Consider the following 14139-nt stretch of genomic DNA (forward strand, 5'->3'; position numbering starts at 1 on the left):
CGGCAAGGCGATGGCGGCGCCGGCGCAGGTGGTGGTCGGCTCGAAGAACTTCACCGAAGCGGTGGTGCTCGGCGAGATCGCCGCCGGCGCCGGGCGTCAGGCCGGCGTGCAGGTCGAACACCGGCGCCAGCTCGGCGGCACCCGCATCCTGTGGCGCGCGCTGCAGCAGGGGTCGATCGATGCCTATGCCGAGTACACCGGCACTCTGGCCGCGGAACTGCTGCAGCTGCCCGATGCCGACGATGCCGCGCTGCGCCGCGCATTGGCCGAGCACGGCCTGGCGATGAGCGCGCCGTTGGGCTTCGACAACACCTATGCGCTCGGCATGCGCCGGCAGCGCGCGCAGGTGCTGGGCATCGCCCGCCTCTCCGACCTGGCCGCGCATCCGTCGCTGAAGCTCGGGCTCAGCAACGAGTTCGTGTCGCGCGCCGACGGCTGGCCCGGGGTGCGCGCTGCCTACCGGCTGCCGCAGACCCCGACCGGGCTGGACCACGACCTGGCCTATCGCGCGCTGGACGGCGGCGCGATCGACGTCACCGACCTGTACAGCACCGACGCCGAGATCCCGGCGCACGACCTGCTGGTGCTGCAGGACGACGGCCGCTATTTCCCGCGCTACGCCGCGGTGTTCCTGTATCGCAGCGACCTGGCGCAGCGCGCGCCGCGGTTCGTGCAGGCGCTGGAGGGCCTGGGTGGGCGCATCGACGCGGCGACGATGCAACGGCTCAACGCCGAGGCGAAACTGTACAAACGCGCCGAAAGCGCGATCGCCGCGCGGTGGCTGGGCGTCGTGGAACCGACGCAGGACAGCCGGCTGGCGCGCCTGCTTCAACGCAGCCGCGAACACCTCGCGCTGGTCGGCCTGTCGCTGGGCCTGGCCCTGCTGGTGGCGCTGCCGCTGGGCATCGTCGCCGCCTACCGGCCGCGGCTCGGCCAGGTGGTGCTGTCGCTGACCGGCGTGCTGCAGACGCTGCCGTCGCTGGCGGTGTTCGTGTTCATGATCCCGCTGTTCGGCATCGGCGCCAAGCCGGCGATCGCCGCGCTGTTCCTGTACAGCCTACTGCCGATCGTGCGCAACACCCATGCCGGCCTGACCGGCATCGCCCGCGATCTGCGCGAAACCGCCGCGGCGATCGGCCTGCCGCCGGGCACGCGGCTGTGGCGGATCGAACTGCCGCTGGCCTTGCACACCATCCTGGCTGGAATCAAGACCGCGGCGGTGATCAACGTCGGCAGCGCCACGCTGGGTGCATTGATCGGCGCCGGCGGCTACGGCCAGCCGATCCTGACCGGCATCCGCCTGGACGACATCGGCCTGATCCTGGAAGGTGCGGTCCCGGCTGCGGCGCTGGCGTTGCTGGTGCAGGCGCTGTTCGAGGGACTGGAGCGCTGGCTGACCCCGCGCGGCCTGCGCCTGGCGGCGCGGCGCTGAGGCTGGCGTTGCGCGGGCACCCCGGCCGGCAATCGCACGCCTGCCCTGTGGAAGCGTCCCCGACTGGCTTCGGACCGTTGGCCGCGAGACGACATCGATCACCGAGCGGCTTCGGAACCAGTCGGGACTACAGCCCCTCCCACAGTGCACCCAGCAGACTCCCCGCAAGCCCCTGCAGGAGCGACTGAAGTCGCTCCTACAACACTCCACCGACCTGACAAGACTCCGCCGCCTGTCGAACGCGCGCTAGGCCTCGAACAGCGCGCGCTGCGGGTCCGGCGGCGGCAGCTCGGCGTACAGGCGTTGCAACTCCTCGCGGCGCGCGCGCAGCGGATCGTGCATCAGGAAGCCAGCCAGGCGCGTATGCCAGGCCGGCCAGCGCGTGGCCAGGGCGTCCATGTCGCCGTCGGCGGCGCGGCCCTCGCCGTTGCGCGCCACGTAGGCGGTCTCGCACAGCACGTTGCGCCAGCCGAGCCCTGCCATGCGCAGCGACAGGTCGATCAGCGCCGCGTACCAGGAGCCGTAGCTGCTCGCGTCCAGGCCGCCGGCGCGCTGCCGCGCCGCGCCGCGCAGGGCCACCGCGTGGCACACCGCCGACGGCAGTTCCGGATGCTCCGGCGGCAGCGCCGCGCAGGCGCGCGCCAGGCGTTCGCCATCGTCGGGCAGCGGATTGATCTCGCCCAGCCGCGGCCAGGCGCAGGCTTCGCCGGCGTTGCTCCACGGCGTGGCGCTGGCGATGGCCGCATCGCGCGCCAGGCACGCGCCCAGTTGCTGGAGCCAGCCGGGCAACGGCTGCGCATCCGCGGCCAGCACCACCACGTCGGCCGCGGCGCAGGCGCGCAACATTTCGTCCAGGTGTCCGACCTCGCCGAGCATGCGCGGACGCCGGGTGTAGTCGGCCTGCAGGCGGGTCTGCGCCAGCCAGGCTTCGACCACGCGCTGCCCACGCGGCCCGGCCTGCGCGTCGTCGGCCAGCCATACCCGGGTCCCGGCCGGCGTGTGCGCTTCCAGTGCGCCCAGGCACGCGTCCAGCGCGGCCTCGTCGACGCCGACCGCCAGCAGCACGATGGGCAGGCTCACCCGCCTACTACTTGCCGCGCGCCGCCGGCAGCGGCTGCATGGCCTTGAACTTCTGCCCGTACTCATCGGTGAGATTGCGCGCTTCCTGCGGGTTGCGCACGATGGTCGGGGTCAGCAGCACGATCACTTCGTTGCGGTTGCTTTGCTGCGATTTCGACCCGAACAGCGCGCCGACCACCGGCAACTTGCTCAGGAACGGAACGCCAGCGCTGCCATCGCTGGTTCTGTCGTTGATCAGGCCGGCGAGCATGATGGTGTCGCCACTCTGCACCGCCGCCTCGGTCTTGACCCGGCGTGTGTTGATGTCCACGTTGCAGGCCGAGCTGTTGACCACGCTGGTATTGCCATCGGTGCATGCGGCCGGACGAGAACCCGGCGTGCTGACCTCCTGCACGATATCCAGGAACACCATGCCGTCCTTGGTCACCCGCGGGCGCACTTTCAGGATTACGCCGGTGTCGATGTACTGCACCGACGAGTAGCTGGCGTCGGTTCCGATGCCGGTGTTGATTGAGGTCGAATTGATCGGGATGCGCGTGCCGACGTTGAGCGTCGCCTCGGCGTTGTTGCGCACGAACACCGAGGGGGTCTGCAGCAGCTTGAGGTTGGTGACCTTGTCCAGCGCAGTGATCACCGCCGCGGCGTTCTTGCCGAGGAAGGTCCAGCCCAGGCCGTCGCTACCGACCTTGCCAGCGATATCACCCCAGATCTTTCGACCCAAGGCGCTGGGCAAGCCCGCTCCCGGACCGAGGCCGGTGGAATTGGACACATTGGAATCGGCGGAGGCGTTGACCGAATTCTCGAAGAACCAGTTCACGCCGTACTGCAGATCGCCGGTCAGGCTGACCTCGGCCACCTGCGCCTCGATGTGCACCTGCATCGGCATCACGTCGAGCTTTTCGACCACGTCGCGGATCGAACGCCACGACTGCGGCGTGGCGCGCACCAGCAAGGTGTTGGTCTCTTCCACCGCCGAGACGCCGACCTTGTCGCCCTGCACGTCCAGGGTCACGCTGCCGTTGCCGGTGGTGCGCGGCGACAGCTGCAGGCTGCCGCTGCCCAGGCCGCCGGTGCTGCCGGAGGAGGAACCAGCGCCGCCCGATGAGAAGCCGTCGCCGCCACCGAAGTTACCGCCCAGGCCGCCGTCAGCATTGCCATTCAGGCTGCCGCCGTTGAGCTGATTCATCTGCGCTCCCGGCATCAGCGAGGGATTGGAGTCGCCGCGGCCGCCGCCGGCGCCGAACACTTCGGCCAGGCGGTCGGCCAGATCCTTGGCCTTGATGTACTTCAGTTCGTAGGAGAACAGGCGGCTGCCGCCGCCGGCGCTGTCGATCCGGTCCAGCCACTGCTGGATCTGGTCCAGGTAGCGCGCCTGCGGGGTGATCACCAGCACCGCGTTGGCGTTCTCCAGCGGCATGAAGCGGAACATGCCGGCGCTGGGCGTCTTGCTGTTCTCGCCGAACACCTTCTCCAGGTCCGCGGCGACCTGCTCGGCCTTGCCCGACTGGATCGGGAACACGCCCACCGACATGCCCGACAGCCAGTCCACGTCGAAGATCTGCACGGTGCGCAGGTAGTTCTCCAGTTCCGCGCGGGTGCCGCCGAGGGTGATGACGTTGCGCGAGCCGTCGATGCCGACGATCGCGTTCGGCCGCGCGTACGGCTCCAGCACCTTCTTCATCTCGCTGGCGGAGATGAACTTCAGCGGCACCACCCGCACCTCGAAGCCGCGCGCGCTGGCCGGCGAGGCGGTGCTCGGCGCCACCGTGCCGGCCAGCGCCTGGTCGGCGGGCACGATGTTGTAGCGGCCGCCGCTGTAGACCATGCGCGCGTTGTTCCAGCCCAGCACCATCTCCAGCAGGTTCAGCGCCTGCGCCGGCGACACCGGCTTGGGCGTGGCCAGGGTCACCGTGCCCTGCACGCCCGGCGCGATCACGTAGTTCTGCCCGAGCATGTCGCCGAGGATCGCCTTGACCACCGCGTGCACCGATTCGCCTTCGAAGTTGAAGGTGGCGCTGCCGCTGCCGGCGTTGGCCAGCGACGGTGCCGGGGCAGCGGCGCTGGAATTGATCATGGTGCCGCTGCCGCGGCGAATCACCGGCGCGGTGCGGTCGGGCACTGCGTCGGGGTCGGGCGCGCCGGACTGGCCGCCCGCCTGGATGCTGCCGGCGGCGCCCACGTGGGAATCGATCGCGGCACCGCGGCGGATGTCCGGCGAGGGCGTGGTGGCGCAGCCGGCCACCAGGCCGATCGCGAGGAACAGGGGAAACAAGCGCGGCGTCATGCGATCACTCTAAGGGTTCTGGCCGGGGGTGGTGCCGTTCTGGCGCTGTTGCTGCAACTGCCGGCGGCGGGCTTCGATACGTTCGCGGATGGCCTGCAGTTGCTCCGACGACGGTGCCGGTGCGGCCGCCGGTCCGGTCGGGGTCGGAGTCGACGCGGCCGCTGGCCCGGGCGCGCCCGCTGGCGCCGGCGAGTACGGCGCGGCGGTGGTGGTGGCCGGCGCGTTGACCGCCGACGCGGCGGGCGGCGGCGGCAACGGCGGCGCGCCCGGCGCACGCGCACCCTGGCCGAGCGCGGTCGGCGGCTGCCCGCCCTTGCCGTCGAACACCTGCAGTTCCAGGGTCTGCGTGCCACCGGCGCCGCTGACCACCGCGCGACGCGGTTGCAGCGACAGCAGCCGCCAGCCCTGCACCGGATCGTGGCCTTGCTGCAGGCGCAGCGAATCGCCCTGCTCGGTGGTCAGCGTGGCCATCTTGAAGCTGTCGGTGAGCAGCACCCCGGTCAGGCGCACGCTCGGCGTGGCGGACTGGCCGTTGTCGGCGCTGAGGAAGAACGGATGCGGCCGCCGGTCTTCGGCGAACACCGGGCGCGCGGCGATCTCGGCATAGCGCGAATAGTCGCCGAGGCGGTCGCCGAGAGGCGCCGGCAATGCCGGCAGGCGCTGGGTCATGGCCGGATCGTTGGGCAACGGCACGATGCGCTGGCCGAGTCCGGCCAGGCCCAGCGCCCAGATCAGCAGGCCCCACAGCGCCACCGTCGCCAGCCACACGGTGCGCAGGCCGATCGCTTCAATTCGCATGTGCGCCCTCCTCCACTTGCGGCGCCGGCGCGGCGGCGTCCGGCGTGGCCGGCGCCGCAGGCGCGGGTGCCGGTTCGCTCGGCCCGGGTCCGGCGGAGGCGCCCGCCTCCATCACCGGCGCGCCCGGCGGCGGCGGCATGCCCGGCGCCATGGGTGGTGGCGGCATCGCGTTGGGGCGCAGATAGCCGGCCAGTTCGAAGGCCACATCCAGGCCGTTGCCGCTCTCGCCCGGCGACAACTGGTAGCGCTGCGCCATCACGTTGAGGTTGTCCACGAACAGCGCCGGCGTGCCGCTTTCCAGGGCATGCAGCACCGCCGCCAGTTCCGGCGTGCCGCAGCGCAGCCGCACCTGCACCGCGACGCGGGTGAAGCGGTCGCGGCGGTTGTCGGCAGCCAGCGGCGAACGGTTGCTGATGGCGCAGCTGCGGTTGCCGGGGCTGGCGGTGACCACCGCGCTTTCCAGGCGCTGCACCAGCCCGGCCGAGGCCAGCTCGGCCGAGGTCTCGCGCAGGAAGCCCGGGCGCATGGCGAGATCGCGTTGCGCCTGCTGCAGCCGCTGCGCCACCTGCGGCGCCTGCTGCAACTGCATGCGCACGCGCAGTTCGCGCTGGCGCAGTTCCTGGGTCTGCGCCGCGACCTCGCGCATCGGCAGCGTCCACCACGGATGCACCAGCACCAGGTAGGCCAGCGCCAGCACCGCCAGCAGCAGCCCCAGCGCCAGCCAGCGGTCGCGCTTATCGACCTGCACCGGCATTGGCGGCCTCCTTGCGCTTGGTCCCGGCCAGTTCGGCGTTCAAGGTGAAGCGGTCGCGGTGGCTGCCCGGGTCGGCCTGCAGCACGCCGGTCAGCGACGGGGTGCGCCACAGCGGCGAGCCCTCCAGCCGCCCGACCAGCGAGGACGCTTCGCTGCTGAGCCCGATCAGCTGCAACTGATCGCCCTCCACCGAGAACTTCTCCAGGTAGGTGCCCTCGGGCAGGCGCTTGCTCAGTTCGTTCCAGATTTCCAGCGAAGTCGGCCGCTCGGCGCGCAGCTGGTCGAAGAACGCCGCGCCTTCGACCAGGTCGAGCAGTTGCTGGCGCTGCGCGGCCACGCCGTGTGCGCGCTGCGCGTCGCTGTCCACGTCCGCGCGCAGCCCCTCGAGTGCGGCGCGGCGATTGTCCAGCAACTGCCAGCCGGCGGCGAACAGCACCAGCAGCGCGGCCGCGGCGAGGATGCCGTTCCAGCGCCGCATCGGATCGGCCCGGCGATGGCGCTGCTCCGGCGGCAGCAGGTTCACGCCCAACGGCGCGCCGTCGGCGCCGGCGACGTCGACCCCGGCCAGGGTCGGGCGCAGCGCGCCTGCGCTGGCGTGCAATTCCTCCAGCACGCGGCGCGGCGCCGCCACCAGGTCGGCATCGATCTGCGCACCGTCGCGGCGCGGCCCGGGGCGCACGTCGTAGACCACCTGGTCCGCCTGGAACGGAGTCTGCCGGTCGATCTCGAACCGGACCACGTCGCGCAGGTGCTCGGCGGCCGCGGCCGGCAGGCGCAGCGTGCGCTGCAGCGCGGCCTGTGCCGGCAGCAGCCAGACCCGCGGCAGCGCGGCCAGGCGCGGGCCGAGCACGGCGTCCAGGTCCTTCGGCGGCAGCGGCCACGGCAGCGCCAGCGGCGTGCCCAGCTCGGCATCGACCTGCCGCGCGAGCAGCAACTGCTCGCCCTCGCGCCACAGCAGCAGCCGCGCCTGCGACCAGCCCAACTGCAGCTGCCAGCGCGGCGGCAGCCAGGCCATCAGCGAACGCTGCCACCAGGCCAGCAGACCGCCGGCACCGGGCGCCATGCGTACGCCGAACTTCCCCATCATGTCGCGCCACGCAGTCATCGCACCGTCGATCCTTCTTCCCAACGCAGCACAGTGTAGGCGGAGCCCGGCAGCGCCGACGAGCCCGGTCGCACCACCGCGCGCAGCACCGCCTCGCGTCCGGCCGCCAAGCTGGCGCGGCTTTCGATGCCGTAGGTGCCGCCGCCCCCGCCGAGCGCGGCGGCCTGCACCGGATCGTTGCGCTCGCGCTGCGCCAGCACCTGCCGCGCATCCAGGCCGAGCGCGGTCAGCACCGGCGCCGGCGCGAAATCCGGCGCCGGGCGCGAGATGCTGCTGTACAGGGTCAGGTTCGGCAGCAGCTTGGCGTACAGCTCCGGGTCCATGCCCAGCACCAGTTGCAGTTCGTCCAGGCTCTCGAACGGCGCGTCCTTGGCGCCGTACGGACGCCCTTCGGCGGCGTAGTCCGGGTCCTCGGCGCCGCCGTTGGGCTGGCTCAGGTGGTCCGGATCGCGCCAGTCCACGATCGCCGCGGCGATCCGGTCGGCACGCTGCGGATCGCCACCGACCGCGCGCACCAGCGCGGCCAGCAGCGGCGCGTCGGCCAGGTTCAGGTCGACCTTGCCGCTCTCGTCGGTGATCCGCAGGTCGATCGTGGCGTCTTCGTACTGCCAACGGTAGCGGCGCCCGTCCGCGCGCCAGCCCGGCTGCATCGGCGTGCCGGCGAGCCGGGTCAGCGCGTACTCCAATCCGGCCCGGGCGCGCTCCTGCGCCGCCGCGCCGTCGCCCAGCACCTTGCCCTGCAGGCCCTCGGTACGCGCGGTCAACGCGAACGCGCCGATCAACGCGGTCAGCAGCGCGATCAGCCACAGCACCAGCACCAGCGCGGCGCCGCGCGCCTGCCCCGGCGCCGCGCTCATTGCTGCGCCTCCGCGCTGCCGGTCTGGTGCAGCGCCACCACCAGCGGCGGCCACACCATGCCGTCGTCGCTGCTCAGTTCGATCGACACCAGCAACGGCAACTGGTCGGTGCGCTCCCAGCGCTCCTGCCAGGGGCCGATGCTGCCGCGTTCCGGATCGATGCCGCGGTAACGGAAACGCACCTGGCGCAGACCCTCGGCCAGCGGCTCGGGCGGGCGCGGCTTGGCGTCGGCGATCTGCTTGCCGGCCTGCACCTGCACCAGTGCGATCGCCAGGCGCTGCTGGCCGCCGGCGCCGCTCACGCCGAGGTCGTGCACGTAGGGACCGCCACGGCCCAGGTAGTCGGGCAGATCGGCGACGAACTGCATGCGCTGCGGTTCGCCGACGAAGCGCACCGGCTGCAGGGTGCGGCTGTCGATCTCCAGCGCCATCGGTTGCGCGCCGCTCAGGCGCCGGCGCAGGAAACCCTCGACCGCGCGCATGCGCTCGCTGCGCCCGGCGATCGCCTCGCCGCGGCCGCTGATCGCAGTGGCCGAGCGCAGCGTGGCGAAGGCCAGGGTCAGGCCGCCGACCAGCAGCACCGTGGCCAGCAGCACTTCGATCAGGGTGAAGCCGCGCGTGGCGGCACGGCCCGGCGCGCGGTTCAAAACGACGCTCCGGGGTTTTGTGCGCTCGCCAGGCGCAAGGTCTTCCACTGCAACGCCTGCGCCGGATCATCGCCCCAGCGCACCTGCAGGCTCAACTGCAGCAGCGTCGGCGCGCCGGGCACGGCGGCGGCGTCCGGCGGCCGCCGCGCATCGACGTACGGCGCCACCTCCAGGGTCCAGCGGTAGCGGCCCTGCTCGAAGCTGCCCTGTTCGCGGCCGGGCTGCAGTCGCTGTTCCACGCCCTGCGCGGCCAGCAGCGATTGCGCGTACAGCGTGGCGCGGCTGAGCTGGTCGGCGCGCTTGACCTGGCGCGCGGCGCCGGACAGCGAGCCGAGCAGCAGGGTCAGCGCCAGCGCCAGCAACGCGAACGCCACGATCACCTCGATCAGGGTGTAGCCGCGTTGCGTTTTCATGGTCCGGCCTGCTGCGGCGGCCGCCCGACCCGGACCTCGCCGGTCAGCCAGGCCACGTCGATCCGCCAGCTCGCCTTGCGCGCCTGCAGTTCGATGCGCCCGCCAGTGGCGGCGCCGTCCTCGAAGAACTGGATCGCACCTTCGTCCTGCCGCCGCTGCGACTGGCGCGCGCCGCTGAAACGCACCGCCAGCGACGGCGGGATCTCGCCATGGCGGCCGTTCGGCGCCTGCCAGCGGTGCGCCTGCGGATCGATCAAGAAGCGCTGCGGCTGGCCGCTGGCGATCGCCTGCGCCCGCGTGTAGCGCAGTTGCGCGGCGATCTCCTTGGCCGAGGAGCGCAGGCGCATGCCGTCGATGCCGCCGCTCAGCACCGACGCGGCCAGCACCGCGGCGATGGCGATCAGTCCCACCACCAGCAGCATCTCCAGCAGCGACACGCCGCGCATGCGCACGCGCGTCCGCGGCGCGCACGCGTGCGCACCGCGCTGGAGACCGCCGGCAGGGGCCTGGATCACGGCGCCGGATCACTCGTACTTGATGTCGGCGTCGTAACTGGTCCCGCCGGGCTGGCCATCCTTGCCCAGGCTGATCAGATCGAACGGCCTTCCTTCGCCGGGCACCCGGTACTCGATCGGATGGCCCCATGGATCGTTCAATTCGCTGGCCTTGGCATAGGGGCCGAGCCAGCCGCTGACGCCGCCCGGCGCGGCGACCAGATCGTCGAGCTTGGACGGCAGCTTGCCGGTATCGAGCTGGTAGTTGTCGATCTTGCCGGCCATGGTCTGGATCTGCGACTTGGCCAGGTTGGCCTTGCCGCGATCGGCGCCACCGAGCACGCGGCTGCCGACCAGGGTCAGCACCGCACCGATCAGCACGATGACGATGATGATTTCCAGCAGGCTCATGCCCGACTGGCGCGCGGCGGAGGGGGAACGGGTCAGGGAGCGGATATTTCGCATTGCATCGGATCCTTGCGGTGAAAAACCTTGTGTAGCCGAACATGATGAAGATGGTCGCCGTCGCGCGCGGGGCGTGCAGCTGCGCTTCATGCGCGCAAATCCGTACGTAGCGCGCGCCATGGTGCGGCGCGGGATGGCTGTCGGCGCGCCAGTGGCAATCCATGGCGCGACACGACGGCGGCCCGATACACCGGCCCGGCCATCCATGGAACGCATGGCGTCCATCGATTCGACAGTCCGCTGCGCCATCGGTTCACGCCGCCCTCCGTGGCGCGGCACCACGTGCGCCGGAACCGCCGGCCCGGCCATCCGGGCGTTCGGCGCCACATGCGCCATGGCGCGCCGCGCACATGCTGCCTGCATGGTCATTGCCGTCCCTGGCGCGACAGGGCTGCACCCAGACAGACCGACCCGGCCATCCATGGCCGGGCGTTCGGCCATGCGCGAACCAGTGGTTCGCAAACGCATGGCCTCCTTCGATCGATTCGATGCTCCGCTGCGCCACAGGCCCACACCGCCATCCCTGGCGCAGCACCACGTGCGCCGGAACCGCCGGCCCGGCCATCCGTGGCCGGGCGTTCGGCGCCACATGCGCCATGGCGCATGAGCGTGGCGCCTCACCCAATCGCATTGGTGAGGTCGTACAAGGGGACGAGGACGGAAATGATCACCAGCCCGACCACCGAGGCCAGGACCAGGGTGATCGCCGGCACCAGCGCGGCGAGCAGGCGGTCGATGGCCTGCGCGGTCTCGTGCTCGAAGGTGTCGGCGGTCTTCAGCAGCATCGTGTCCAGCGCGCCGGATTCCTCGCCGACCTGGATCATCTGCAGCGCCAGGCGTGGGAAGCGCTTGCCCCTGGACAGCGAGGCCGACAGGCCGTGGCCGTTCTTGACCTCGTCGGCCGCGGCGCCGACGTCGGCGGTCAGCGCCAGATTCGACAGCACGTTGCGCGAGATGCCCAGCGCGGCCAGCAGCGGCACGCCGTTGCGCAGCAGGGTGCCGAGGGTGCGGGTCAGGCGCGCGGTTTCCAGCCGCGCGATCAGCACGCCGATGAAGCGCTGCCTGAGCAGCCAGGCGTCGAAGCTGGCGCGGAACGCCGGGTCGCGGCGCTTGCGGTCCACCGCCAGCAGCGCCAGCCCGGGCGCCACCAGCAGCACGATCCACCAGTCGCGCACGAACAGACCGACGCTGAGCACCGCCTGGGTGAACCACGGCAGCTGCACGTCCAGGCTCTCGTACATCTGCGCGAACTGCGGCACCACGTAGCCGAGCAGGAACAGCAGCGCGCAGCCGACCACGCTGACCAGGATCGCCGGATAGATCAGCGCGTTGATCACCCGCCCCTTCAGTTCGCGGCTGCGCTCCAGGTATTCGGCCAGGCGCTGCAGCGTGTCGTGCAGGCTGCCGCCGGCCTCGCCGGCGCGGACCATGTTGATGTACAGGCGCGAGAACAGCCCGTGCTGGCGCTCCAGCGCGGCCGACAGGGGCGCGCCGCCGCGCACGGCGTCGCGGATGTCGCCGACGGTGCGCTTGGAGCGCTCGTCCTCGGGCAGTTCGAGCAGGATCGACAGCGCGCGGTCCAGCGGCTGGCCGGCGCCGAGCAGGGTCGCCAGTTGCTGGGTGAACTGCACCAGCGCCGCGCCGTCGAACGGCTTGGGCCGGAACAGGCCGCGCAACGAGGTACCGCCGCCTTCGGCTGCGAGTCTGGCCTCCATCGGCATGTGCCCCTGCTCCTGCAGGCGCAGCGCCACCTCGGCGTCGCTGGCGGCCTCCATCTGGCCTTCCAGGATCTCGCCGTGCGGATTGAGCGCCTTGTAGCGGTACAGCGGCATCAGGGGCGGGACTCGGGACTGGGGACCCGGGACCCGCAGAGCACGCGCCGCGCATGCCGACGCGACCGCCGCAGCGCCACCGCGCCGCTGCATGCCGCCGCGCCTGCGCTGGGTGCCGCGCGCATCAGGTTTCCTCCGTCACGCGCAGCACTTCCTCGATCGTGGTCTGGCCGCTGAGCGCCTTGCCCAGGCCGTCCTCGTACATCGTGCGCATGCCGGCCTCGCGCGCCAGCTGTTCGATCTCGCCCATGCCAGCATGGCGCATCACCGCGCGACGCAGCGCGTCGTTCATCACCAAAAATTCCATGATGGTGGTACGGCCCAGGTAGCCGGTCGGCGCGATCACCGAGGGCCGCGGGCGGAACAGGAAGATGTCGCCCTCGGGCTGCAGCCGGCGCAGGTCGAATTTCTCGATCTCCTCCGGCGAGGCCGGATAACGCTCGGCATGGGTGGGCTCCAGCCGCCGCACCAGGCGCTGGGCGAGGATGCCGTTGATGGTGGAGGTCAGCAGGTAGTCCTCCACGCCCATGTCGAGCAGGCGGGTGATGCCGCCGGCGGCGTTGTTGGTGTGCAGCGTGGACAGCACCAGGTGGCCGGTCAGCGCCGACTGGATCGCGATGCGCGCGGTTTCCAGGTCGCGCATTTCGCCGATCATGATGATGTCCGGATCCTGGCGCACGATGCTGCGCAGCGCATGGGCGAAATCCAGCCCGATCTGCGGCTTGGCCTGGATCTGGTTGATGCCCTCGATCTGGTACTCGACCGGGTCCTCGACGGTGATGATCTTGACGTCGGCGGTGTTGAGCTGGCTCAGCGCGGTGTACAGCGTGGTGGTCTTGCCCGAGCCGGTGGGACCGGTGACCAGCAGGATGCCGTGCGGCTGCTCCAGCACCTTGCGGAACTGTGGCAGGAACGCGTCGGTGAAGCCGAGCCGGTGGAAGTCGAACACCACCGTCTCGCGGTCGAGCAGGCGCATCACCACGCTCTCGCCGTGCGCGGTGGGCACCGTGCTCACGCGCAGGTCCAGTTCCTTGCCCTGCACGCGCAGCATGATGCGCCCGTCCTGCGGCAGGCGCCGTTCGGCGATGTTGAGCTTGGCCATGATCTTGACCCGGCTGATCACCGCCGCGGTCAGCTTGGCCGGTGGGCTCTCGCCGTCGATCAGCACGCCGTCGACGCGGTAGCGCACCTTCAGCCGGCTCTCGAACGGCTCGATGTGGATGTCAGAGGCGCGCAGCTCCACCGCGCGCTGGATCACCAGGTTCACCAGCCGGATCACCGGCGCTTCGGAGGCCAGGTCGCGCAGGTGCTCGATGTCGTCGGCGGCGGCGCTGTCGCCGTCGGCGGTTTCCACGATCGCGCCCATTGCGCTGCGGCCCTGGCCGAACCAGCGTTCGATCAGGTCGTCGATCTCCGAGCGCAGGCCGACCCGCGGCAGCACCCGCAAGCCAGTGGCCAGGCGCGCCGCATCGGCCGCGTAGGGCTCATGCGGATCGGCCATCCACAGTTCCAGCGCGCCGTCGCGCTCGCCCAGCGGGCACACGTGGAACTGCTTGAGGAAGCGCAGCGACAACGGCTGCGCCTCGGGCAGGGTCTCCGGCGCGGTGGCCGGCAGTTGCTTGGCATCGAGCAGGGGCAGCTCCAGCACTTCGGCGCTGACCTCGGCGTGGTCGCGCTCGGAGACCAGGCCCAACCGCGCCAACAGCGACAGCAGGCCGTCGCCGGATTCGCGCTGCAACTGCCGCGCCCGCAGCAGATCGCCATCCTTGAGCCGGCCCTTGGCCAGCAATGCAGCGACGATGCGCGCTTCGGGCGTATCGATGACGGCGATGTCCTTCACGAGCGCGTTCACACAATCCCTCCGAGGTGTGCGGCGACTTTAGCAGTTCGGCGCGACCTGCCGCCGGATCGCACGGCATCGGCCGCCGCGACTGTCTACGGCGGCCGCGGCGGCGCGCGCTGCCGTCATCGGCACGAC

The 14139-nt window shown here is 71.4% G+C and carries 13 protein-coding genes; 1 reads left to right on the forward strand and 12 read right to left on the reverse strand.

Annotated features, from left to right (window positions below; all coding sequences use genetic code 11):
• Positions 1 to 10: 10 nt before the first annotated feature.
• Positions 11 to 1432 carry an ABC transporter permease/substrate-binding protein gene (locus G4Q83_RS14040; protein ID WP_386273619.1) on the forward strand — a complete coding sequence of 474 codons (1422 nt, stop codon included), beginning with the start codon at positions 11 to 13 and terminating at the stop codon, positions 1430 to 1432.
• A 246-nt stretch (positions 1433 to 1678) separates the two neighbouring features.
• On the opposite strand, the gene G4Q83_RS14045 is transcribed toward G4Q83_RS14040, so the two are convergent.
• From G4Q83_RS14045 to gspE, 12 genes are all read right to left on the reverse strand, one after another.
• Positions 1679 to 2512: a glycosyltransferase gene (locus tag G4Q83_RS14045; RefSeq protein WP_128418930.1), complete on the reverse strand. Its 834-nt coding sequence runs from the start codon at positions 2510 to 2512 to the stop codon at positions 1679 to 1681.
• Between the two features lie 7 nt (positions 2513 to 2519).
• Entirely contained in the window at positions 2520 to 4796 is a 2277-nt protein-coding gene (gene gspD, locus G4Q83_RS14050; protein ID WP_128418931.1) for a type II secretion system secretin GspD, read from the reverse strand.
• Between the two features lie 9 nt (positions 4797 to 4805).
• On the reverse strand, positions 4806 to 5594 hold the full coding sequence (xpsN, locus tag G4Q83_RS14055) for a type II secretion system protein XpsN (RefSeq protein ID WP_128418932.1): 789 nt from the start codon (positions 5592 to 5594) through the stop codon (positions 4806 to 4808).
• A complete protein-coding gene (gene gspM, locus G4Q83_RS14060; RefSeq protein ID WP_128418933.1) occupies positions 5584 to 6348 on the reverse strand; it encodes a type II secretion system protein GspM in 765 nt (254 codons plus the stop codon). Before gspM ends, xpsN begins: the two co-directional genes overlap by 11 nt.
• The gene (locus G4Q83_RS14065; protein WP_128418934.1) at positions 6329 to 7453 is read right to left on the reverse strand and encodes a PilN domain-containing protein; all 1125 of its coding nucleotides are present in this window, start codon (positions 7451 to 7453) and stop codon (positions 6329 to 6331) included. Before G4Q83_RS14065 ends, gspM begins: the two co-directional genes overlap by 20 nt.
• Positions 7450 to 8310 (reverse strand): type II secretion system minor pseudopilin, encoded by an 861-nt coding sequence (locus G4Q83_RS14070; RefSeq protein ID WP_128418935.1) that lies wholly within the window; start codon positions 8308 to 8310, stop codon positions 7450 to 7452. Before G4Q83_RS14070 ends, G4Q83_RS14065 begins: the two co-directional genes overlap by 4 nt.
• Positions 8307 to 8957 (reverse strand): type II secretion system protein J, encoded by a 651-nt coding sequence (locus G4Q83_RS14075; protein ID WP_128418936.1) that lies wholly within the window; start codon positions 8955 to 8957, stop codon positions 8307 to 8309. The genes G4Q83_RS14070 and G4Q83_RS14075 overlap by 4 nt, the downstream gene beginning before the upstream one ends.
• Positions 8954 to 9370, reverse strand: a complete 417-nt coding sequence (xpsI, locus tag G4Q83_RS14080; protein WP_128418937.1) for a type II secretion system protein XpsI — start codon at positions 9368 to 9370, stop codon at positions 8954 to 8956. The genes G4Q83_RS14075 and xpsI overlap by 4 nt, the downstream gene beginning before the upstream one ends.
• A complete protein-coding gene (xpsH, locus tag G4Q83_RS14085) occupies positions 9367 to 9816 on the reverse strand; it encodes a type II secretion system protein XpsH (RefSeq protein WP_128418938.1) in 450 nt (149 codons plus the stop codon). Before xpsH ends, xpsI begins: the two co-directional genes overlap by 4 nt.
• A 78-nt stretch (positions 9817 to 9894) precedes the next feature.
• Positions 9895 to 10329, reverse strand: a complete 435-nt coding sequence (gene gspG, locus G4Q83_RS14090; RefSeq protein WP_128418939.1) for a type II secretion system major pseudopilin GspG — start codon at positions 10327 to 10329, stop codon at positions 9895 to 9897.
• A gap of 617 nt (positions 10330 to 10946) precedes the next feature.
• The gene (gene xpsF, locus G4Q83_RS14095) at positions 10947 to 12161 is read right to left on the reverse strand and encodes a type II secretion system protein XpsF (protein WP_128418940.1); all 1215 of its coding nucleotides are present in this window, start codon (positions 12159 to 12161) and stop codon (positions 10947 to 10949) included.
• A 124-nt stretch (positions 12162 to 12285) separates the two neighbouring features.
• The gene (gspE, locus tag G4Q83_RS14100; protein WP_128418941.1) at positions 12286 to 14013 is read right to left on the reverse strand and encodes a type II secretion system ATPase GspE; all 1728 of its coding nucleotides are present in this window, start codon (positions 14011 to 14013) and stop codon (positions 12286 to 12288) included.
• Positions 14014 to 14139 lie beyond the last annotated feature (126 nt).

The organism is Xanthomonas theicola (assembly GCF_014236795.1).
Lineage (GTDB): Bacteria > Pseudomonadota > Gammaproteobacteria > Xanthomonadales > Xanthomonadaceae > Xanthomonas_A > Xanthomonas_A theicola.

What these genes read in the sequence shown, in the direction of transcription:
- gspD (WP_128418931.1), bottom strand. Translation starts at nt 4,796, where the DNA reads ATGACGCCGCGCTTGTTTCCCCTGTTCCTCGCGATCGGCCTGGTGGCC.
- G4Q83_RS14065 (WP_128418934.1), bottom strand. Translation starts at nt 7,453, where the DNA reads ATGACTGCGTGGCGCGACATGATGGGGAAGTTCGGCGTACGCATGGCG.
- xpsF (WP_128418940.1), bottom strand. Translation starts at nt 12,161, where the DNA reads ATGCCGCTGTACCGCTACAAGGCGCTCAATCCGCACGGCGAGATCCTG.
- G4Q83_RS14040 (WP_386273619.1), top strand. Translation starts at nt 11, where the DNA reads ATGGCGGCGCCGGCGCAGGTGGTGGTCGGCTCGAAGAACTTCACCGAA.
- xpsI (WP_128418937.1), bottom strand. Translation starts at nt 9,370, where the DNA reads ATGAAAACGCAACGCGGCTACACCCTGATCGAGGTGATCGTGGCGTTC.
- xpsN (WP_128418932.1), bottom strand. Translation starts at nt 5,594, where the DNA reads ATGCGAATTGAAGCGATCGGCCTGCGCACCGTGTGGCTGGCGACGGTG.
- gspG (WP_128418939.1), bottom strand. Translation starts at nt 10,329, where the DNA reads ATGCGAAATATCCGCTCCCTGACCCGTTCCCCCTCCGCCGCGCGCCAG.
- G4Q83_RS14070 (WP_128418935.1), bottom strand. Translation starts at nt 8,310, where the DNA reads ATGAGCGCGGCGCCGGGGCAGGCGCGCGGCGCCGCGCTGGTGCTGGTG.
- xpsH (WP_128418938.1), bottom strand. Translation starts at nt 9,816, where the DNA reads ATGCGCGGCGTGTCGCTGCTGGAGATGCTGCTGGTGGTGGGACTGATC.
- gspM (WP_128418933.1), bottom strand. Translation starts at nt 6,348, where the DNA reads ATGCCGGTGCAGGTCGATAAGCGCGACCGCTGGCTGGCGCTGGGGCTG.